Here is a 21666-nt window from a genome sequence, read left to right as displayed (position 1 = left end):
CACATCGCAAACGTTTGCAAAAGGCCTGATTGGCGAATTTCGGCAAAGCGCTTGCGTGAGGGGGTAGACGGCCCCCTCAGCATTGCGGCTAATCGGTTTTTTGTTTAATCGATGCTGACACCCGAAAACACGTTGCGACCGAACGGGCTCACCTTGAACCCTTCGACTTTGGCGCTCAGCGGCTGGTTGACCGTCGAGTGGGCGACAGGCGTGATCGGCACTTGCTGCTTGAGCAGTTGCTGGGCCTGTTTGTAGAGCACGGTGCGCTGGTCGCGGTCGGTGACGACCTTGGCCTGCTTGATCAGCTTGTCGTAAGCCGGATCGCACCACATGGAGTAGTTGTTGCCGCCGATGGCGTCGCAGCTGTATAGCGTGCCGAGCCAGTTGTCCGGATCCCCGTTGTCACCGGTCCAGCCGATCAGGCTGACGTCGTGCTCGCCATTCTTGGTGCGTTTGATGTACTCGCCCCATTCGTAGCTGACGATCTTCACTTTCAGACCGATCTTGGCCCAGTCGGCCTGGAGCATTTCGGCCATCAGTTTGGCGTTCGGGTTGTACGGACGTTGTACCGGCATCGCCCACAGGGTGATCTCGGTGCCTTCCTTGACGCCGGCAGCCTTGAGCAGCTCTTTGGCTTTCTCCGGGTTATAGGCGGCGTCCTTGATCGTGTCGTCGTAGGACCATTGGGTCGGCGGCATGGCGTTGACGGCCAGTTGACCGGCGCCTTGATAAACAGCGTTGAGAATTCCCTGTTTATTCACCGCCATGTCCAGCGCCTGACGCACTTCGAGCTGGTCGAACGGCTTGTGACGGACGTTGTAGGCGATGTAGCCGAGGTTGAAGCCCGGTTTCTCGATCAATTGCAGTTTCGGGTCGTTCTTCAGTGCCGGCACATCGGCCGGACGCGGGTGCAGGGTGACCTGACATTCACCGGCCTTGAGCTTCTGCACACGTACCGAGGCGTCGGTATTGATCGCGAAAATCAGGTTCTTCAGCTTCACCCGGCTCGGATCCCAGTAGTGCGGGTTGCCGGTGTAGCGAATGTTCGAGTCTTTCTGGTAGCTCTTGAACACGAACGGGCCAGTGCCGATCGGCTTCTGGTTGATGTCGCTCGGCTTGCCTTCGGCCAGCAGCTTGTCGGCGTACTCGGCGGACAGAATGGCGGCGAAGCTCATGGCAATGTTCTGGATGAACGCGGCGTCGACGCTGTTGAGCGTGAACTGCACGGTCAGCGGCCCGGTCTTCTCGACCTTGGCGATGTTCTTGTTGAGGCTCATCCCGTTGAAATACGGGAACTCGGTCGGATAAGCCTTACGGAAAGGCTGTTGCGGATCGAGCATGCGGTTAAACGTGAACAGCACGTCGTCGGCGTTGAAATCGCGTGTAGGTTTGAAGTACGGCGTTGTATGAAATTTCACACCTTCACGCAGGTGAAAGGTGTACTTGAGGCCGTCCTCGGAAATATCCCAGCTGGTTGCGAGGCCCGGTACTACACCGGTCGCACCTTTTTCGAACTCGGCCAGGCGGTTGTACAGCGGTTCGGCGGCGTCGTTATCGGTCGCCGTCGTGTACTGCGCGGTATCGAAACCGGCCGGGCTGCCTTCGGAGCAGAACACCAGACTGTCGCTGGCGGCGAAACTGGCGGACGTGGCGGCCAACAGGCCGGCGCCCAGCAATGCGGAAAAAACCAAGGTATGGCGCATGACGCTCCCTCTTTTTTAGTGTTTTTCAATGCGCCGCGATCCCGTCCAGGGACGTTGTGGCTGCATTGAGCTCCAACCGAAACGAACAGCAAAACCGAAAGCCCACGCAGTCACTGGTCAGAACCCGACGGTAGGGGCCGTGGGTCTGGCAGTAAATGCGCTGAGTCCTAAAGACTCGTAGGAAAAGGCGACACGTCCTAAACCATCCCGGTAAGACGGGGTGGAAAAAGTTGTAGGCAAATTCCTAACTTCTCGGCAAAAAAACAGCGGCGACGCTGAAAACGTCGCCGCTGCCTCTTTTATTTGCTGACGCTGACGCCGTAGAAGGAGTTCAAGCCGAACGGGCTGATCTTGAAGTCCTGCACGTTGGCGCGCATGGGTTGATACACCGTCGAGTGAGCGATAGGTGTCATAGGGACTGCATCTTTGAGGACGTGCTGCGCCTCTTTGTAGAGTTCGGTGCGCTTGGCCTGGTCAGTGGTGCGCTTGGCTTCTTTCACGAGGCCGTCGAATTTCTTGTCGCACCATTTGGAGAAGTTGTTGCCACTCAGGGAGTCGCAACCAAACAACACGTTGAGCCAGTTGTCCGGATCACCATTGTCACCGCTCCAGCCAATCAGCATGCCCTGGTTCTCGCCACCCTTGGAACGCTTGATGTACTCGCCCCACTCGTAGCTCTGAATCTTCACGTTCAGACCGATTTTCTTCCAGTCGGACTGGAGCATTTCGGCCATCAGTTTGGCGTTCGGGTTGTACGGACGCTGAACCGGCATCGCCCACAGAACGATCTCGGTACCTTCCTTGACGCCGGCTTCCTTGAGCAGCTGTTTGGCTTTCTCAGGATCGTACTTGGCGTCCTTGATGGTGGTGTCGTAGGACCACTGGGTCGGCGGCATGGCGTTGACGGCCAGTTGGCCCGCGCCCTGGTATACCGAGTCGATGATCTGTGGCTTGTTGACCGACATGTCCAGCGCCTGGCGAACGCGCAGGTCGGCCAGCGGATTAGGCTCGTTGCTGCCCTTGACCTTGTCCATCACGTTGTAGGCGATGTAGCCCAGGTTGAAGCCAGCCTGGTCAGGCATCTTCAGCGCAGGATCGGCTTTCAGTGCCGCGAGGTCGGCCGGACGCGGGAACAGGGTGACCTGACACTCGTTCTTCTTCAGCTTCTGGATACGTACCGACGGGTCGGTGGTGATGGCGAAGATCAGGTTGTCGATCTTCACGTCTTCAGGCTTCCAGTATTCCTTGTTGCCGGTATAGCGGATGTTGGAGTCTTTCTGGTAGCTCTTGAACACGAAAGGACCAGTGCCGATCGGCTTCTGGTTGATGTCGGCAGCCTTGCCTTCTTTCAGCAGCTGGGCTGCGTACTCGGCGGACTGGATCGACGCGAAGCTCATGGCCATGTTCTGGATGAACGCAGCGTCGACTTCTTTCAGGGTGAACTTGACGGTGTGGTCGTCGACTTTATCGATCTTGGTGATGTTGGTGTCCATCCCCATGTCGGTGAAGTACGGGAATTCGGTCGGGTACGCCTTACGGAACGGGTCATCCTTGTTAATCATGCGATTGAAGGTGAACAGCACGTCGTCGGCGTTGAACTCACGAGTCGGCTTGAAATACGGGGTGGTGTGGAACTTGACGCCTTCGCGCAGGTGGAAGGTGTAAGTCAGGCCGTCATCCGAAATGTCCCACTTGGTCGCCAGACCAGGAATCACGGCGGTACCGCCACGCTCGAACTGGGTCAGACGGTTGAACATGGTTTCGGCTGAGGCGTCGAAGTCGGTTCCGGTGGTGTATTGGCCTGGATCGAAACCGGCCGGGCTGCCTTCGGAGCAGAACACCAGGTTAGTCGCAGCGGTGGCGAAAGGTGCGGAGGCTAACAAGCCTGCGCCGACTAAAAACGGAATGACCGCGTGTTTAAGCATGTTGGCCTCATGATTTGTTGTCATTTTTTAGTAGTGAGGTACGACCTCGTGAGTCGTGCCTGCGGATACTTATGCAGGGCCCATACCCAATGCAAGATCCAGAGCGCTCGGCGGCCTCAAAGCGTGGCACGAACGTACCTTAATGTCGCATCCGTATAACTTCTGACGCATTTGACCGTTTGCGACCGGTTTTTACGGTGCAAATGGAGCCCCAAAACGGTGCATTGGTCACGCTGTGCGCGCCGGATTGGGGCCGGGTGTTACTTATTTATACCCACGCCATAGAAGGGGGTTAGACCGAACGGGCTGATCTTGAAATCGGTGACTTCCTTGCGCAGCGGCTGGAACACCGTGGAGTTGGCGATCGGCGTGATCGGCACCTGCTGTTTAAGGATGAGTTGCGCCTGTTGATACAGTTTTACCCGTTGCGATTTATCGGTGAACACCTTGGCCTGCTGCACCAGCTTGTCGTAGGCCGGATCGCACCATTTGGCGTAGTTGCTGCCGTTCACCGCCGCGCAGCTGTAAAGCACGCCCAGCCAGTTGTCCGGGTCGCCGTTGTCACCGGTCCAGCCGTAGATCATCGCGTCATGTTCGCCATTCTTGGCGCGCTTGATGTACTCGCCCCATTCATAGCTGACGATGTTGGCCTTGATACCGATCTTCTCCCAATCCTGCTGGATCATCTGTGCCGACATCCGCGCATTCGGGTTCGAGGCGCGCTGCACGGTCATGGCCCAGAGGTTGATGGTTGTACCCGGTGCAACCCCGGCTTCCTTGAGTAGCGCTTTGGCTTTCACAGGGTCGTGCGGCGCGTCTTTTATGTTCGGATCGAACGACCATTGCGCTGGCGGCAAGGCGTTTTGCGCCAGCTGTCCGGCACTCTGATAAACCGCTTTGATGATTGCCGGTTTGTCGATGGCCATGTCCAGCGCCTGGCGCACTTTGAGCTGATCCAGCGGCGGATGGGTGGTGTTGTAGGCGAGGAAGCCGAGGTTGAAACCGGGCTGCTTCAACACCCGCAGGTTCGGGTCTTTTTCCATCACTTCGATGTCGGCGGGGCGCGGGTAACCGCTGACCTGGCATTCGCCGGTCTTGAGCTTTTGCAGGCGTACGGCGGCGTCCGGGGTGATCGAGAACACCAGGTTGTCGAGCTTCACGTCCTCGGGTTTCCAGTAGTCCTTGTTCGCTGCGTAGCGGATCTGCGCGTCCTTCTGATAGCGCTTGAACACGAACGGGCCGGTGCCGACCGGTTTCTGGTTGAGGTCTGCTGCTTTGCCTTCCTTCAGCAATTGGGCGGCGTATTCGGCCGATTGCACCGAGGCGAAGCTCATGGCGAGGTTTTGCACGAACGCGGCGTCGACGTTGTTCAGGTTGAAGCGCACGGTGTTGTCGTCGAGTTTTTCCACGGATTTGATCGTGGTGTTCAGGCCCATGTCGGTGAAGTACGGGGACTCGGCGGGGTAGGCCTTGCGAAAGGCGTTGTCCGGGTCGAGCAGGCGCTGGAAGGTGAAGAGGACGTCGTCGGCGTTGAAGGTTCGGGTTGGGGTGAAGTAGTCGGTGGTGTGGAATTTTACGTTTTGGCGCAGGTGGAAGGTGTACTGGAGGCCGTCCGGGCTTACGTCCCATTTGGTCGCCAGACCGGGTTCGACTTCGGTGCCGCCGCGTTTGAATTGGGTTAGGCGGTTGAAGACGGTTTCGGCGGAGGCGTCGAAGTCGGTGCCGCTGGTGTATTGGCTGGGGTCGAAGCCGGCGGGGCTGGCTTCGGAGCAGTAGACGAGGGTTGTTGCTGCGTTGGCGAGTGGGGTTATGGCGGTCAGGGCCAGGGTTATTAGAAGTGGTTTGAGGGTGAATCGATCCATGGAGTCCCCGGGTGCATTGGAGGTAGTTGTGGGGAGGAGGGTAGCCGGGGTTTCGGTGGGCGCGGAAATATCGTTTTTCTAGGTGAGGTGTCTATCTCGGTATATCTGGGGTGATTGTGTGCATATCCGATGCTGCGGTAACGGCTTCTTATGGTTCCGCCCTTACGGCGGGTCACTTTTTACAAACGCCTAAAAAGTAACCAAAAACGCTTTGCTCCTGCGTTCGGCCCCTCGCTGGGGCTCGGGGTTCCTTCGTTACGGGATTCATCCGGGGGCATCGCCTACGGTTTGCTTCGCTGCACCTCCTCTCGATGTGTTTGGCTTCGCCAAACGGTCGCTACGCTCCCACCCCCGGATAAATCCCTCCACTCAGCCTTCCGACGTCGCCAAAAGATCAAGAGCTTTACTCGAGCTAACGCTCATCGTGTTGAGTGGTGGGAAGCGAGAAGCGGGAAGCCGAAATCAGAAAGCGGAAAGCGGAAAGCTGAATGCAACTGCGGACTGCTTGATCGTTCCCACGCTCCGCGTGGGAATGCAGCCCGGGACGCTCCGCGTTCCATTTTCGGATGTTTAAAGATGTGTGGGATTCACCGAACCTTCCCACAAGCTTTTCAGGTTGTCCGTCGGAACCACGATCCCTAGTCTTTGGTTGTCGCAGAAGACTCTGCGATCGGGAGGTGAGATTCCCGGTTACTGAATTTGGAAACCAGAGCAAGCCGCCCCATAATCGCCGCCAGTTCATGCTGTCGGCAGTTCTTTATGGCGGCTATGTACGGGCGGACTTCGGTCCGGCCGGGTTGGTTTCCTTACCGGTAATCTCACTCCGTACATAGTTGCCACCTCATTTCTCGAGTGAGATCGGAAATGAGTGGCGCAAATTCATAAGGAAATGCTCCATGAACAAGCCCGTACCCGACCCACCCCTCGAAACACCCACACCCCTCGAAGAAGCCATGCGCGCCGAAGACCTCGCCCGCAACCGCGAAGCCATCAAACGCGCCCTCGACTATTACCTGTGCCCCAACCCCACCAAACCGCGCCCGAGCACGATGTACATGGTCACGCCCAACGTCGACACCGAAAGCCTGCTGGCCAATGCCTGCGAATCCCTGGCCTCGGCCAATACCATCGCCAGCAATTTCGCCAATGAGCTTTCGGGCCCGCAGCGCAGTACGGCGCTGGGTATTCAGCAGATCATCATGCTGGCCGAGCTCGCAGTGAACCGCGCGCTGGACCGGGTTGATCCGCAAACCTGACAACACAAATCCCAGGTATAAAAAAACCGGCGATCATCACTGATCGCCGGTTTTTCATTCAGTCGTCATTCAATCACTGCATCAACACTTCAATCGAGCCATCAGCGGTCAGGCTGACCTGGCTGGTGCCGGCTTCGACTTCAGGCGTGACGGGCGCTGAATCCATGCCCGCGGCTTTCATCATCATCGGGGCGCGCATGTACGGTTGCGGGAAGCCGTTGCTGTTGAGGTTCAGGTTGACGATTTTGTAGCCCTTGCCGCCCAGGGCGTCGGTGGCCAGTTGGGCGCGGGCCTTGAAGGCGGTGACGGCTTCTTTCAGCAGTTTGTCTTCGCTGGCCTTGCGGGTCGGGTCGGCGATGGCGAAGTCCATGCCGCCCATTTTCAGGTCGGTCAGCAACTCGCCGGTGAGTTTGGACAGGGCGGCGAAGTCGGCGCTTTCCAGGCGCAGTTCGGCGCGTTCGCGCCAGCCGGTGATTTTCTGGCCCTTGGTGTCGTAGATCGGGTAGCTGTTGCGGCTGCCCTGGCGCAGGGTGATGTCTTTGACCTGCTTCGCCTGGGCGAGGGCCTTGTTCATGGTGGTGCTGACGTCGGCGGCGAGTTTGGCCGGGTCGGTGTTCTGTTCTTCGGTGTAGAGGGTCACGATCATCAGGTCGCGGGCCACTTCCTGGCTGACTTCGGCGCGCAGGGAAATCTGGTTGTAGTGCAGCTCATCGGCGGCCAGGGCCGGAAGGCTGGCGATGCTGCCGACGGTCAGGGCGAGAAGGGCGGCGCTGCGGCGAAATGTGTGCATGAAAGCTCCTTGATGAGGGCGCAGGTGATGGTTCGGGGGCCTGCGTGAAACCATCAGACTCTAGCTTTTATGATCCGGTTCGCCCAGTTACAACTTCTATACAGATGACAAGGCCAGCGACGAGATTCAAGCTGCAAGCCGCAAGCTTTTGCTCGTAGCTTGAAGCTCGCAACTTGCAACTGCTTTTGGGTGTGGTCGTTTGCCGCACTTTCGCCTCTCAAGCCCGCGCCTTGGTTATACTCCGTGCGATCCGCCTGGAGCGCTCATCAGGAGAGCTCATGCTCGCCCCCGTACAACTGACTTCCGCCACTCGCCAGAATCTCTGGCGGCTGACTTTCATCCGCACCCTGGTGCTCGCCGCGCAGGCCGGTTCCGTGGGCCTGGCCTACTGGCTGGATCTGTTGCCGTTGCCGTGGGTGCAACTGGTGATGACCCTCGGCTGTTCGATCCTGCTGTGTGTGTTCACCGCTGTGCGCCTGCGTACCTCGTGGCCGGTGACCGAGCTCGAGTACGCGCTGCAACTGGCCTGCGATCTGGTTATCCACAGTGCCTTGCTGTATTTCTCCGGTGGTTCGACCAACCCGTTCGTTTCGTATTATCTGGTGCCGCTGACCATCGCTGCGGTGACGCTGCCATGGCGTTATTCGGTGGTGCTGTCCGGTATTGCGCTGGCCTTGTACACATTGATGCTGACGCACTTCTATCCGCTGGAGACCCTGCCGGTCGCCCGGGAGAACCTGCAGATCTACGGCATGTGGCTGAGTTTCGCCCTGGCGGCAGCGGTGATTACGTTTTTCGCCGCGCGCATGGCTGAAGAGCTGCGCCGGCAGGAAGAGTTACGGGCGATCCGCCGTGAAGAAGGCCTGCGCGATCAGCAATTGCTGGCCGTCGCGACTCAGGCCGCCGGTGCCGCCCATGAACTGGGCACCCCGCTGGCAACCATGAGCGTGCTGCTCAACGAAATGCAGCAGGATCATCATGACCCGATGCTTCAGGAAGATCTGAAGGTGCTGAAGGATCAGGTGAAACTCTGCAAGGAGACCCTGCAGCAACTGGTGCGCGCCGCCGAGGCCAATCGCCGGATGGCGGTGGAGATGCAGGACGTTACCGAGTGGCTCGACGAAGCGCTCAATCGCTGGCACCTGATGCGTCCCGAGGCCAGTTATCGCTTCCAGCGTCTGGGCCAGGGCCCGTTGCCGCGTGTGGCACCGCCGCCGGATCTGACCCAGGCACTGTTGAATCTGTTGAACAACGCCGCCGACGCCTGCCCGGAAAACCTTCAGGTGACCCTGGACTGGACCGCCGAAGACCTGACCATCAGCATCCGCGATCATGGTGCCGGTGTGCCGCTGGCCATCGCCGAGCAGATCGGCAAACCGTTTTTTACCACCAAGGGCAAAGGTTTCGGCCTGGGCCTGTTTTTGAGCAAGGCCAGCGTGACACGCGCCGGCGGCTCAGTGAAACTCTATAGTCATGAGGAAGGCGGCACGCTCACCGAGCTGCGCCTGCCCCACGGCGCACGAGGAGAGCAACATGAGTGACGAAATCCAAGTCGAAGGCGAAGAACTGCCGCATTTGCTGCTGGTCGATGACGACGCGACCTTCACCCGAGTGATGGCCCGTGCCATGGCCCGCCGCGGTTTCCGCGTCAGCACCGCCGGTTCTGCCGAAGAAGGCCTGACCATCGCTCAGGCCGATCTGCCGGACTACGCCGCGCTGGACCTGAAAATGGACGGCGACTCCGGTCTGGTCTTGCTGCCGAAGCTGCTGGAGCTGGACCCGGAAATGCGCGTAGTAATCCTCACCGGTTATTCGAGCATCGCCACGGCGGTTGAAGCGATCAAGCGCGGCGCCTGCAATTACCTGTGCAAACCGGCGGATGCCGACGACGTGCTGGCAGCGCTGCTTTCCGAGCATGCCGACCTCGACAGCCTGGTGCCGGAAAACCCGATGTCGGTGGATCGCCTGCAGTGGGAGCACATCCAGCGCGTGCTGACCGAGCACGAAGGCAACATTTCCGCCACTGCCCGCGCCCTGGGCATGCACCGCCGCACCCTGCAGCGCAAGCTGCAGAAGCGCCCGGTTCGTCGCTGAACCTGCGCTGAACGACCATCGCCAGCCCTCGCGATAAAGCGCGCCGATCATCTATGATCGGTGCGTGTCTGTTCTTTTCTTTATCGAGCCTTTTCCATGAATCAGAACGCTGAATATTCCGCGGTCAACGATACTGTGCGCGGGCAGTTTTTTCGCAAGGTGTGGGCCATGACCACGCCTTACTGGCGCAGCGAAGAGAAGGGCAAGGCCTGGACGTTGCTGATCGCCGTGATTGCGCTGACGTTGTTCAGCGTGGCGATCTCGGTGTGGATCAACAGTTGGTACAAGGATTTCTATAACGCCCTGCAGAAGAAGGATGAGGCGGCGTTCTGGCAGTTGATCCTGTATTTCTGCGGCATTGCGGCGGTGGCGATTCTTGGCGCGGTGTATCGCCTGTACCTGACGCAGATGCTGACCATCCGTTGGCGGGCATGGCTCACCGAGAACCATTTCAAACGCTGGCTCGGGCACAAGAACTATTACCAGCTGGAGCAGGGCGGTTACACCGACAACCCTGACCAGCGGATTTCCGAAGACCTCAATACCTTCACCACCAACACCTTGAATCTCGCGTTGGGCCTGATCCGCACGGTGGTCAGCCTGGTGTCGTTTTCGATCATTCTGTGGGGCGTCTCCGGCAGCATCGAAGTGTTTGGTATCGAGATTCCCGGCTACATGTTCTGGTGTGCGCTGCTGTACGCAGCGGTCGGCAGTTGGCTGACGCACCTGATCGGTCGACGCCTGATCGGCCTGAACAATCAACAACAACGCTTCGAAGCTGACCTGCGTTTCTCCATGGTCCGCGTACGTGAGAACGCCGAGAGCATTGCGCTGTACAACGGTGAGCCGAACGAGAATCGCCGTCTGAGCAATCGCTTCGGTCTGGTCTGGCACAACTTCTGGGACATCATGCGGGTGTCCAAGCGCCTGACGTTCTTCACCTCGGGTTACGGCCAGATCGCAATCATCTTCCCGTTCATCGTCGCGGCCCCGCGTTACCTGACCGGCAAGATCGAACTGGGTGAGCTGATGCAGATCAACTCGGCGTTCGGCAACGTGCAGGAGAACTTCAGTTGGTTCATCAATGCCTATGCGGATCTCGCCGCGTGGCGCGCCACCTGTGATCGTCTGCTGAGCTTCCGCCAGGCCATGGCCGACAACGAAGAACGTGCGCCAGCCATCGACGTGCAGAATCAGGGTGATGAGCTGAAGGTTCATAACCTCGGCCTCGATCTGGCCGACGGTCGTCATCTACTGACCAGCGCCGACATGACCGTGGAGCAGGGCGATCGGGTGATGCTCAGCGGTCGTTCCGGCAGCGGTAAATCCACGCTGCTGCGGGCGATGGGCCATTTGTGGCCGGCCGGGCACGGCAGTATTCGATTGCCGGCTTCGCGTTATCTGTTCCTGCCACAGAAACCGTATCTGCCGATCGGCACCCTGCGCGACGCCTTGAGTTATCCACAACCGGGCGACACCTACGCGCCCGAGCGTTATGCACAAGTGCTGGAAATCTGCCGTTTGCCGCATCTGGTGGCTCGACTGGACGAGGCCAATCACTGGCAGCGCATGCTCTCGCCGGGTGAACAGCAACGTCTGGCCTTCGCCCGCGCGCTGCTCTATGCGCCGCAATGGCTGTACATGGACGAAGCAACGTCGGCAATGGATGAAGAGGATGAAGCCACGCTGTATCAGGCGCTGATCGATCAGTTGCCCGGCCTGAGCATCGTCAGCGTCGGCCATCGCAGCAGCCTCAAGCGCTTCCATCCACGGCATGTGCGGATCGACAGTGGTCACCTGGTTGAGCAGAACGTGACCGCCTGATATGTCCACACAAACCCTGTGAGGGCTGGCTTGCCGCCTCCCACAGGGTTTGTGTGGAAACGGAAAGTGATCGTACAACCCGCTTGAGCTATGATGCCCACAAGCCGAATTTTCGAGACAAGATGCAGACCATGGAAAACCTGATCGACACCCCGCGACTCCCTCGCAAGCGCCGCAGCCTGGCTCAGGAACTGGTGACGGTGCTGACCGAGCAGATCCGCGACGGTCTGCTCAAGCGCGGCGACAAGTTGCCGACCGAGTCGGCGATCATGGAGGCCCATGGCGTCAGCCGCACCGTGGTGCGCGAGGCGATTTCCCGTTTGCAGGCGGCGGGGCAGGTGGAAACCCGTCATGGCATCGGCACCTTCGTGCTCGACACCCCGAGCCCAAGCGGTTTCCGGATCGACCCGGCCACCGTGGTCACCCTGCGTGACGTGTTGGCCATTCTCGAATTGCGTATCAGCCTCGAAGTCGAATCCGCCGGCCTTGCCGCGCAGCGCCGCAGCACCGAGCAACTTGCTGCGATGCGCGCGGCCCTTGATGCGCTGAATGACAGCGTGGCCCACGCCAGCGATGCAGTGGCCTCGGATTTCCAGTTCCATCTGCAAATTGCCCTGTCCACCGGCAACCGCTATTTCACCGACATCATGACCCACCTGGGCACCAGCATCATTCCGCGCACGCGGCTGAATTCGGCGCGCCTGGCCCATGACGATCAGCAGCACTACATGAATCGCCTGAGTCGCGAACACGAGGAAATCTACGACGCCATCGCCCGTCAGGATTCCGATGCCGCCCGTGCGGCCATGCGCCTCCATTTGACCAACAGCCGGGAAAGACTGCGCCAGGCTCATGAAGAGGCACAGGCGCAGGGGTGATTGTTGCTTATCGTTCGAGTTGAACTGTCAGCAATGGGGATGACGAAGCATTACCGTTGTTTATGGTGACGGTGTAATGCAGTTCGGCCCTCGCACCGGGAACAAGTTTTTTCTCAAAGACATCTTTGGGGATGGCGAAGATCACTGACTTTCCCACCTCGGCTGCGGTCAGGGTATGTCTTGCTTCCCATTTGTTACCGGTCGAGGTCTCTACTTTCATGGTAATCACGTCGCCAGCGACGGCCTGCTGGTAAGGCGGTACATCACCGTGAGCGTCTCCTTTGAGTTTGCTAAGGAAGAGCACACCGTTCTCGGCTTCCTTGAGAATAGGTGCCACCAAGGTTTTGACTTGTGCAGTCATGATCAAACTCCTTTTCACATCCATTTGAACCGTTGTAAGAACGCAAACCATGGTGTTGCGTCGATGGAGCCGGTTCGTTAACTCCCAAGTCAGTAAGCCCGAACCTGCCAAGCGTTCGCACCTGTCAGAAATGACAGTTGCGATGAACGGTAGTAGTGGGCTCGGTCTTGGAAGGACTCGAAAGAGCAGGATCAGGACTCGATGTACAGTTTCAGCGGCTCCGAACAAGGCTCGAGACCGGCCTCATCAGCGAACTTGTAGCGCAGTTCAACGGTGCTGTTCAGGTACTTTTCCAGCTCGAATCTCGGGATGCTCAGTTCGATTCCGGTCAGGCCGACCATGTCATCCAGTGTGTCATCCCAGACGCCGGTCGGCTCCGCCAAACCCTGCCATTCAGGCTCCTCCGGATCATCACCGAGGATCGGGTACACATCCCAGTTCGGCGGTGTGTTCTGCCCGTCGGGCACACGGACGATCAAGTCATCATCCAGAGTTGATAACCGCAGGATGATCGAGTCGCTGGCGTGGTCGGGGAATTGCGGAAGGTGTGCAGCGGCAAACGTCATGTTTCGCTCTCCTTAAAAGATCTGCCGCGATCCTTCGCGGCAGTCGTCGCACTTTACCCGGCGAATCGGTGAGGCGCGCCGGGGCAATCTTGTCCGGGCATTTCAGCTCTGGGGCAGAGTCGAACGATCCACCCTGACTGCGAGTTTGCCGGGGCCGGGCCGGACGTCGAACGTCGCCTGGCCATGAGCATCCACCGACGCCCGGGCGATGGCCACGCCATCGCGCAGCAATTGCAGCGGCGCACCTTCCATCGATTGGCCCGAGGCCAGTTCGAGTTTCAATTTGATGGTCATCGAATCGCTCCTTAATTCGTGTTGCCCGTTGGGTGATAGTCCTTGAGCAGCAGGTAAGTGCTCCAGCCCCACCAGTCGTCGACGGTGGCGGTGTCGTTGAGGTTGTTGACGTCCTTGCGCCGCAGGACTTTGTTGCCCTCGACGCGGAACAGTGGCGAGAAGTTGTTGGCCGGGTCCAGCACGGCCGTCAGATCCGGCAACCGTTGCAGCGCGTTGAAGGTGGTCGGCACGTTGCCGCTTGAATACGCGGCGTACACCTCGTCCGCCGAATCCTGTACCGCCCGATTCACCTGATTGCGGTTGTCAGCGTCCGTGGCGTCGAAGTAGCGCTTGTCACCGAATGCCCGCCATTGCTCGCCATGTCCGTTGCGTACCTTGAGGCCGAACTTGCTGTCTTCGTCGTGCATGAAACGTGTGATGAGCGAGCCCAGATCGCTCGGTGTCACCGCTGCGGCCATGGCTTTGCGCGGCACTCGCAAATGCCCGGAAGAGAACAGATCGGTGAGGTAGTGGTCGGCGAATGCGTTCATCGCGTAGGCCCGTTCCAGTTGCAGTTCGTCCTGACTGGCGTGGGCGGCAGCGGCGGTTTGCAGGGCGGCGGTGTGCCCGGCGATGTAGGCCTGGCGAGCCCATTCGCCGAAGTGGTCGGCGTTGTTCGCTGCCAGTTTCAGATAGCGACCGAGCGGGAACAGGGCCGAGACAAAACTCCCGCCGCCGGTGATTTTGTTCCACTCTTCCGACAACGTATCTCCTAACGCGTCGTAGGCCTCATGAGGTTGCTTGCCATCCTTGATGGCCTGTTTAACCGCGTCGATCTCCTTTTGCATGATTGCGAGAATTTGCGTCGCTTCAACTTTAGAAGCGGGCAGCGCTGCGAGGCTGTCGAAGGCTGCCGTGAAGCGCTGAAGGCGATCAGCCGGGGTCGATCCTTCATTGATCGGGCGGTCGACGATTCCGTAGAAATCACCGCCCAGCGCCAGCACCTGGCCGTAGGTCAGCGCCAATCCGTTCGGCAGATGCAGGGGCACGTTTTGCGCGAGTAGCGGCTCGGCATTTTCAACGAAGCGCAGTCGGGTGTTATCGCCGATAGCCGTGTGTTCCGCACCTTCGAAGCGCAGTTGCGGCTTGCCTTTCAAGGCTTGAGCGGGCAGGGCGATCGCGGGTTCGACATCGCTGTGCGAGTCGGCGATGTGCAACAGCAAGTGCGGGTTCTCGGCATTGAAGGCGATGCCGCCGGGGGTAAACAAGTCATCAAAACGGGCGATGACCGGTGCAGGTTTTTCGAGGCATTTTGTTTGTAGACCGGACATTTCTTTCTCCTTGATATGTCGTCGGCAGGTTGTATTTGACTGTACGTATATACAGTTAAAATCAGCCTAGTCGAGAAATTTCCTACGTCAAAAAGAAATCTTGTCCGACAAAAAATGCCCTGCAACGATGAAATGCAGTTGACGGTTATATTTTAAGTTGTACGATGACCTACAACTTCGGCGAAGGCTGAACGGTCCACTCACAAAAAAACGTTGCTACCAGGGTGTTCGAATAATGAATCCACAAGAACTGAAGTCCATCCTCTCCGCCGGCCTGCTCTCGTTCCCGGTGACCGATTTCAATGCTCAGGGCGATTTCAACCGCGCTGGCTACATCAAACGCCTGGAATGGCTGGCCCCGTACGGTGCTTCAGCCCTGTTCGCCGCCGGTGGTACCGGTGAATTCTTCTCCCTGGCTGCCAGCGAATACTCGGAAATCATCAAGACTGCCGTCGACACCTGCGCCAGCAGCGTGCCGATCCTCGCCGGTGTCGGTGGTTCGACCCGCCAGGCCATCGAATACGCTCAGGAAGCCGAGCGCCTGGGCGCCAAAGGTTTGTTGCTGCTGCCGCACTACCTGACCGAAGCCAGCCAGGACGGCGTTGCCGCCCACGTTGAAGCGGTGTGCAAATCGGTCAACATCGGCGTGGTGGTCTACAACCGTAACGTCTGCCGCCTGACCGCGCCGCTGCTGGAGCGTCTGGCCGAGCGCTGCCCGAACCTGATCGGTTACAAGGACGGTCTGGGCGATATCGAACTGATGGTGTCGATCCGTCGTCGCCTCGGTGATCGCTTCAGCTACCTCGGTGGTCTGCCGACCGCCGAAGTCTACGCCGCGGCCTACAAGGCCCTGGGCGTGCCGGTCTACTCGTCTGCGGTGTTCAACTTCATCCCGAAAACCGCGATGGACTTCTACCACGCGATTGCCCGTGAAGATCACGCCACCGTCGGCAAGATCATCGACGACTTCTTCCTGCCGTACCTGGACATCCGCAACCGCAAAGCCGGTTACGCCGTGAGCATCGTCAAGGCAGGCGCCAAGATCGCCGGCTATGACGCAGGCCCGGTGCGGGCGCCGCTGACCGACCTGACCGGCGAAGAGTACGAAATGCTCGCTGCGCTGATCGACAAGCAAGGTGCGCAGTAACACACCTCTATAAACAAGGCCGCTGAGCAATCAGCGGCCTTTTGCGTCAGGAGAATGATTCGTGACCAAGCGCTATGACAACTACATCAACGGTGAATGGGTCGCCGCTAACGATTACTCGGCGAACATCAACCCGTCCGAACTGAGCGACACCATCGGCGATTACGCCAAGGCTGACCTGGCTCAGGTCAACGCCGCCATCGACGCCGCGCGCGCCGCGTTCCCGGCGTGGTCGACCTCGGGCATTCAGGCCCGTCACGATTCGCTGGACAAAGTCGGTACTGAAATCCTCGCCCGCCGCGAAGAGCTCGGCACCCTGCTGGCCCGGGAAGAGGGCAAGACCCTGCCCGAAGCCATCGGCGAAGTGACCCGCGCCGGCAACATCTTCAAGTTCTTCGCTGGCGAGTGCCTGCGCCTGTCCGGCGACTACGTGCCGTCGGTGCGCCCGGGCGTCAACGTTGAAGTCACCCGCGAAGCCCTCGGCGTGGTCGGCCTGATCACCCCGTGGAACTTCCCGATTGCCATCCCGTCGTGGAAAATCGCCCCGGCCCTGGCCTATGGCAACTGCGTGGTGTTGAAACCGGCGGATCTGGTGCCGGGTTGCGCCTGGGCCCTGGCTGAAATCATCTCCCGCGCAGGCTTCCCGGCCGGCGTGTTCAACCTGGTGATGGGCAGCGGTCGTGTGGTCGGTGAAGCGTTGGTCAATAGCCCGAAAGTCGACGGCATCAGCTTCACCGGCTCCGTCGGTGTGGGCCGTCAGATCGCCGTCAACTGCGTGTCGCGTCAAGCCAAGGTTCAGTTGGAGATGGGCGGCAAGAACCCGCAGATCATTCTCGACGACGCCGACCTCAAGCAGGCGGTCGAGTTGTCGGTGCAGAGCGCGTTCTACTCCACCGGCCAGCGTTGCACGGCTTCGAGCCGACTGATCGTCACTGCCGGGATTCATGACAAGTTCGTCGAAGCCATGGCCGAGCGCATGAAGTCGATCAAGGTCGGCCACGCGCTGAAGGCTGGCACCGATATCGGTCCGGTGGTTTCGCAAGCGCAGCTTGAACAGGACATGAAGTACATCGACATCGGTCAGTCCGAAGGTGCGCGTCTGGTCAGCGGCGGTGCTCTGGTGACCTGCGACACCGAGGGTTACTTCCTTGCGCCGACCCTGTTTGCCGACAGCGAAGCGTCGATGCGCATCAGCCGCGAAGAAATCTTCGGCCCGGTGGCCAACATCGTTCGCGTGGCCGATTACGAGGCTGCACTGGCCATGGCCAACGACACCGAATTCGGTCTGTCGGCGGGTATCGCCACCACGTCGCTGAAGTACGCCAACCACTTCAAGCGTCATTCCCAGGCCGGGATGGTGATGGTCAACCTGCCGACCGCCGGTGTCGATTACCACGTTCCGTTCGGTGGCCGTAAGGGTTCATCCTATGGCTCACGTGAGCAAGGCCGCTATGCGCAAGAGTTCTACACGGTCGTGAAGACCAGCTACATCGGTTCGTAAATCGCTGCACCCGCGCCGGGCCTTCGCCTGAGGCCCTGCGCGGCACAAGACCAAAGAATGTTTTACCCGCATAAAAATAATCAGTGGGAGTACATCTACATGCAATCGTCCAAGCCGACTCACGTCCGCTATTTGATCCTGCTCATGCTGTTTCTGGTGACCACGATCAACTACGCCGACCGCGCCACCATCGCGATCGCCGGTTCCAGTTTGCAAAAAGACCTCGGCATCGACGCGGTCACCCTCGGCTACATCTTCTCTGCTTTCGGTTGGGCCTACGTGGCCGGGCAAATTCCCGGCGGCTGGCTGCTCGATCGCTTCGGCTCGAAAAAAGTCTATGCCCTGAGCATTTTCACCTGGTCGCTGTTCACCGTGCTGCAAGGCTTCGTCGGTGAGTTCGGCATGTCCACGGCCATCGTCGCGCTGTTCATGTTGCGCTTCCTCGTGGGTCTGGCCGAGGCGCCATCGTTCCCCGGCAACGCACGCATTGTGGCGGCCTGGTTCCCGACTGCCGAACGCGGCACCGCTTCGGCGATCTTCAACTCGGCGCAATACTTTGCCACCGTGTTGTTCGCGCCGCTGATGGGCTGGATCGTGTTCTCCTTTGGCTGGGAGCACGTGTTCATCGTCATGGGCCTGCTCGGCATCGTGTTCTCGCTGGTCTGGCTCAAGGTTATCCACAGCCCGCGCCAACACCCGATGGCCAACGAAGCGGAAGTGAAGTTCATCGCCGACAACGGCGGCATGGTCGACATGGACCAGAAACAAGGCAAAAAGGCAGACGGCCCGAAATGGGATTACATCCGCCAGCTGCTGACCAACCGCATGATGCTCGGCGTGTACCTGGGCCAGTACTGCATCAACGGCATCACCTATTTCTTCCTGACCTGGTTCCCGGTGTACCTGGTGCAGGAGCGCGGCATGACCATCCTCAAGGCCGGTTTCATTGCTTCGTTGCCGGCGATCTGCGGGTTTATCGGCGGCGTGCTCGGCGGGGTGATTTCCGATTACCTGCTGCGCAAGGGCCATTCGCTGACCTTCGCCCGCAAGGCGCCGATCATTGCCGGCCTGCTGGTTTCGAGCAGCATCGTGGCGTGCAACTATGTGGACGTTGAATGGATGGTGGTCGGCTTCATGGCCCTGGCATTCTTCGGCAAAGGCGTGGGGGCTCTGGGCTGGGCAGTGGTGTCCGACACTTCGCCGAAACAGATCGCCGGTCTGAGCGGTGGCCTGTTCAACACCTTCGGCAACATCGCCTCGATCACCACCCCGATCGTCATCGGTTACATCATCAGCTCCACCGGTTCGTTCAAATGGGCGCTGGTGTTCGTCGGTGCCAACGCACTCGTGGCGGTGTTCAGCTACCTGGTGATCGTCGGCCCGATCAAACGTGTGGTCCTTAAAGAGCCGCCAACCCAAGGCGGTTCCGAAGCCACCGGCAAATTGTCTCAAGCGCATTCCTGAGGAGCGGCGTCATGCAGTTGATTGAACATTCCGACTCGCCGCGCTACATCCGCCTGCACGAGCGGGACAACGTAGTGGTAGTGGTGAACGACCAGGGCGTGCCGGCCGGCACCGCATTTGCCGATGGCCTGGTGACGGTGGATTTCGTGCCGCAGAGTCACAAGGTCAGCCTCGTGGATATCCCCGAGGGGGGCACGGTGATTCGCTACGGCCAGATCATTGGCTACGCGTTGCAGCCGATTCCCCGTGGCAGTTGGGTCAAGGAAGATCAACTGCGCATGCCGACCGCGCCACCGCTGGACAGCCTGCCGCTGTCCACCGATGTGCCGGCCGCCCAGGCACCGCTGGAAGGCTTCACGTTCGAGGGTTATCGCAACGCCGACGGTACCGTCGGCACGCGCAACATTCTCGGGATCACCACCACCGTGCAATGCGTCACCGGGGTGCTGGATCACGCGGTAAAACGCATCAAGGACGAACTGTTGCCCAAGTACCCGCACGTTGATGACGTGGTGGCGCTGACCCACAGTTATGGTTGCGGCGTGGCCATCACGGCCACCGACGCCTACATCCCGATCCGCACTGTGCGCAATCTGGCGCGCAACCCGAATCTCGGTGGCGAGGCGTTGGTGATCAGCCTGGGATGCGAGAAATTGCAGGCCGGGCAGGTGATGCACGAGGACGATGCTTCTGTAGATCTGAGCGAGCCATGGTTGTATCGCTTGCAGGACTCCAGTCACGGCTTCACCGAGATGATCGAGCAGATCATGGAACTGGCCGAAGTCCGCTTGAAGAAGCTCGACCAGCGCCGCCGGGAAACCGTGCCGGCGTCTGAGTTGATTCTCGGCATGCAGTGCGGCGGCAGTGATGCGTTTTCCGGCATTACCGCCAACCCCGCGCTGGGTTACGCCTCGGACTTGCTGCTGCGGGCGGGCGCGACGGTGATGTTTTCCGAAGTCACCGAAGTGCGCGATGCGATCTACCTGCTGACCTCACGGGCGCAGAGCAAAACCGTTGCCGAGGAACTGGTGCGCGAAATGGACTGGTACGACCGTTACCTGGCCAAGGGTGAAGCGGATCGCAGCGCCAACACCACGCCGGGCAACAAGAAGGGCGGGTTGTCGAACATTGTCGAGAAGTCGCTGGGCTCGATCGTGAAGTCCGGCAGCAGTGCGATCAGCGGTGTGCTCGGCCCGGGGGAGCGGTTCAAGCAGAAGGGTTTGATTTTCTGTGCGACGCCGGCCAGTGATTTTGTCTGCGGTACGTTGCAACTGGCGGCGGGGATGAACCTGCATGTGTTCACTACCGGGCGTGGCACGCCTTATGGTCTGGCCATGGCGCCGGTGGTGAAGGTTTCGACCCGTACGGAGCTGGCGCAGCGTTGGCCGGATCTGATCGATATCGATGCCGGGCGGATTGCTACCGGACGCGCGTCCATCGAGGAGTTGGGTTGGGAGTTGTTCCACTACTACCTGGATGTGGCGAGCGGCAAGCAACAGACGTGGGCGGAGAAGCACAAGCTGCATAACGACATTACGTTGTTCAATCCGGCGCCGATTACTTGATCTGCTTGAGGGGTATGGATCGTTCCCACGCTCCGCGTGGGAATGCAGCCCGGGACGCTCCGCGTCCCAACAGCGTGACGCGGAGCGTCACAGGAGACGTTACCACGCAGAGCGTGGGAACGATCAGGGTGAAAGTGGCTTATCATTAGCCCCCTAACGACGCTCACCTCCAAGGCTCCCCGGCATGCTGGCTATCTTCCTCGAAACCCTGAACATCACCGCGCCGGTGTTTGCCATGCTGTTTCTCGGTGTGCTGCTCAAGCGCATCGACTGGATCAACGACAACTTTATCCACACCGCTTCGTCGCTGGTGTTCAACGTCACCATGCCGGCGCTGCTGTTTCTCGGCATCCTGCACGCCGACCTGCACGCCGCGCTGCAACCGGCGCTGCTGATCTATTTCGCCCTCGCCACGCTGGTCAGTTTTGCCGTGGCCTGGGGCTGGGCGATTTTCCGTTGTCCGCGTGAAGATCGTGGCATCTACACCCAAGGCGCGTTTCGCGGCAACAACGGGGTGATCGGCCTGGCGCTGGCGGCGAGCATGTATGGCGACTACGGAATTTCCCTCGGCGCGATTCTCGCGGCGCTGGTGATCCTGTTCTACAACACCCTGTCGACCATCGTGCTGGCGGTCTACAGCCCGGTGATCAAGTCGGACCCGTGGAGCATCTGCAAAAGCGTGGTCAGCAATCCGTTGATCATCAGCGTGATCGCGGCGGCGCCGTTCGCTTATTTCAAGATCGGTCTGCCGGGGTGGCTGGAAACCTCCGGTCAGTACCTGGCACAGACCACGCTGCCGCTGGCACTGATCTGCATTGGCGGCACGCTGTCGCTGGCGGCGCTGCGCAAGAGCGGCAACATGGCGCTCAGTTCGAGTCTGGTGAAGATGGTCGGCCTGCCGGTGATCGCCACGCTGGGTGCATGGCTGTGGGGCTTTCGCGGGGCGGAACTGGGGATTCTGTTTCTGTACTTCGGCAGCCCGACCGCCGCCGCCAGTTTTGTCATGGCCCGTGCGGCCCAGGGCAATCATGAACTGGCGGCGGCGATCATCGTGCTGACCACGTTGATGGCGGCGATCACCACCAACATCGGGATCTTCTTCTTGCAGTGGGGCGGGTGGATCTGA

Annotated in this window: 18 protein-coding genes; 10 read left to right on the top strand and 8 right to left on the bottom strand. The window is 59.6% G+C overall.

Translation table 11 applies throughout. From position 1 onward, the window contains the following. Nucleotides 1–104: 104 nt before the first annotated feature. The 3 genes from BMZ46_RS07655 to BMZ46_RS07645 all read right to left on the bottom strand — a co-directional run bounded on the left by BMZ46_RS07655 (nucleotide 105) and on the right by BMZ46_RS07645 (nucleotide 5490). The gene (locus tag BMZ46_RS07655) at nucleotides 105–1703 is read right to left on the bottom strand and encodes an ABC transporter substrate-binding protein (protein WP_074691859.1); all 1599 of its coding nucleotides are present in this window, start codon (nucleotides 1701–1703) and stop codon (nucleotides 105–107) included. Nucleotides 1704–2002: 299 nt separating this feature from the next. Next, a complete protein-coding gene (locus BMZ46_RS07650) occupies nucleotides 2003–3628 on the bottom strand; it encodes an ABC transporter substrate-binding protein (RefSeq protein ID WP_064593358.1) in 1626 nt (541 codons plus the stop codon). A 260-nt stretch (nucleotides 3629–3888) separates the two neighbouring features. Then, the gene (locus BMZ46_RS07645) at nucleotides 3889–5490 is read right to left on the bottom strand and encodes an ABC transporter substrate-binding protein (protein WP_074691856.1); all 1602 of its coding nucleotides are present in this window, start codon (nucleotides 5488–5490) and stop codon (nucleotides 3889–3891) included. Between the two features lie 896 nt (nucleotides 5491–6386). Between BMZ46_RS07645 and BMZ46_RS07640 the strand changes: the two genes are divergently transcribed. Beyond that, nucleotides 6387–6746 (top strand): DUF6124 family protein, encoded by a 360-nt coding sequence (locus BMZ46_RS07640; protein WP_074691853.1) that lies wholly within the window; start codon nucleotides 6387–6389, stop codon nucleotides 6744–6746. Nucleotides 6747–6819: 73 nt separating this feature from the next. Here the strand turns inward: BMZ46_RS07640 and BMZ46_RS07635 are convergent, their stop codons facing one another. Continuing rightward, the gene (locus tag BMZ46_RS07635) at nucleotides 6820–7536 is read right to left on the bottom strand and encodes an SIMPL domain-containing protein (RefSeq protein ID WP_064593362.1); all 717 of its coding nucleotides are present in this window, start codon (nucleotides 7534–7536) and stop codon (nucleotides 6820–6822) included. A gap of 278 nt (nucleotides 7537–7814) precedes the next feature. Between BMZ46_RS07635 and BMZ46_RS07630 the strand changes: the two genes are divergently transcribed. From BMZ46_RS07630 to BMZ46_RS07615, 4 genes are all read left to right on the top strand, one after another. Beyond that, on the top strand, nucleotides 7815–9077 hold the full coding sequence (locus BMZ46_RS07630) for an ATP-binding protein (protein ID WP_011332442.1): 1263 nt from the start codon (nucleotides 7815–7817) through the stop codon (nucleotides 9075–9077). After that, nucleotides 9070–9630: a response regulator transcription factor gene (locus BMZ46_RS07625; protein ID WP_003221630.1), complete on the top strand. Its 561-nt coding sequence runs from the start codon at nucleotides 9070–9072 to the stop codon at nucleotides 9628–9630. Before BMZ46_RS07630 ends, BMZ46_RS07625 begins: the two co-directional genes overlap by 8 nt. A gap of 96 nt (nucleotides 9631–9726) precedes the next feature. Then, nucleotides 9727–11454 (top strand): ABC transporter ATP-binding protein/permease, encoded by a 1728-nt coding sequence (locus BMZ46_RS07620; RefSeq protein ID WP_074691850.1) that lies wholly within the window; start codon nucleotides 9727–9729, stop codon nucleotides 11452–11454. A 131-nt stretch (nucleotides 11455–11585) separates the two neighbouring features. After that, entirely contained in the window at nucleotides 11586–12332 is a 747-nt protein-coding gene (locus tag BMZ46_RS07615) for a FadR/GntR family transcriptional regulator (RefSeq protein ID WP_175473381.1), read from the top strand. A gap of 7 nt (nucleotides 12333–12339) precedes the next feature. Here the strand turns inward: BMZ46_RS07615 and BMZ46_RS07610 are convergent, their stop codons facing one another. The 4 genes from BMZ46_RS07610 to BMZ46_RS07595 all read right to left on the bottom strand — a co-directional run bounded on the left by BMZ46_RS07610 (nucleotide 12340) and on the right by BMZ46_RS07595 (nucleotide 14863). Then, nucleotides 12340–12693 carry a hypothetical protein gene (locus tag BMZ46_RS07610; protein WP_039769246.1) on the bottom strand — a complete coding sequence of 118 codons (354 nt, stop codon included), beginning with the start codon at nucleotides 12691–12693 and terminating at the stop codon, nucleotides 12340–12342. Between the two features lie 191 nt (nucleotides 12694–12884). Then, a complete protein-coding gene (locus BMZ46_RS07605; protein WP_039769248.1) occupies nucleotides 12885–13259 on the bottom strand; it encodes a hypothetical protein in 375 nt (124 codons plus the stop codon). A 102-nt stretch (nucleotides 13260–13361) separates the two neighbouring features. After that, nucleotides 13362–13553 (bottom strand): hypothetical protein, encoded by a 192-nt coding sequence (locus BMZ46_RS07600; RefSeq protein WP_039769250.1) that lies wholly within the window; start codon nucleotides 13551–13553, stop codon nucleotides 13362–13364. Between the two features lie 11 nt (nucleotides 13554–13564). Further along, nucleotides 13565–14863 carry a phospholipase gene (locus BMZ46_RS07595; RefSeq protein ID WP_074691847.1) on the bottom strand — a complete coding sequence of 433 codons (1299 nt, stop codon included), beginning with the start codon at nucleotides 14861–14863 and terminating at the stop codon, nucleotides 13565–13567. A 235-nt stretch (nucleotides 14864–15098) separates the two neighbouring features. On the opposite strand from BMZ46_RS07595, the gene kdgD reads away from it, so the two are divergent. From kdgD to BMZ46_RS07570, 5 genes are all read left to right on the top strand, one after another. After that, nucleotides 15099–16010, top strand: coding sequence for a 5-dehydro-4-deoxyglucarate dehydratase (gene kdgD, locus BMZ46_RS07590; protein WP_011332448.1), 912 nt, complete (start codon nucleotides 15099–15101; stop codon nucleotides 16008–16010). A gap of 61 nt (nucleotides 16011–16071) precedes the next feature. Then, nucleotides 16072–17511, top strand: coding sequence for an aldehyde dehydrogenase family protein (locus BMZ46_RS07585; protein WP_074691844.1), 1440 nt, complete (start codon nucleotides 16072–16074; stop codon nucleotides 17509–17511). A 99-nt stretch (nucleotides 17512–17610) separates the two neighbouring features. Then, nucleotides 17611–18975 (top strand): MFS transporter, encoded by a 1365-nt coding sequence (locus BMZ46_RS07580; protein WP_039769701.1) that lies wholly within the window; start codon nucleotides 17611–17613, stop codon nucleotides 18973–18975. Nucleotides 18976–18986: 11 nt separating this feature from the next. Beyond that, nucleotides 18987–20540 carry a galactarate dehydratase gene (gene garD, locus BMZ46_RS07575; protein ID WP_039769258.1) on the top strand — a complete coding sequence of 518 codons (1554 nt, stop codon included), beginning with the start codon at nucleotides 18987–18989 and terminating at the stop codon, nucleotides 20538–20540. A gap of 184 nt (nucleotides 20541–20724) precedes the next feature. Continuing rightward, the gene (locus BMZ46_RS07570; RefSeq protein ID WP_007953620.1) at nucleotides 20725–21666 is read left to right on the top strand and encodes an AEC family transporter; all 942 of its coding nucleotides are present in this window, start codon (nucleotides 20725–20727) and stop codon (nucleotides 21664–21666) included.

The sequence above is a fragment of the Pseudomonas sp. NFIX49 genome, from assembly GCF_900115915.1.
Taxonomy (GTDB): Bacteria; Pseudomonadota; Gammaproteobacteria; order Pseudomonadales; family Pseudomonadaceae; genus Aquipseudomonas; species Aquipseudomonas pharyngis.
Note: the sequence above shows the minus strand (reverse complement) of the source record. Positions and strands in the feature narration are given on the sequence as shown.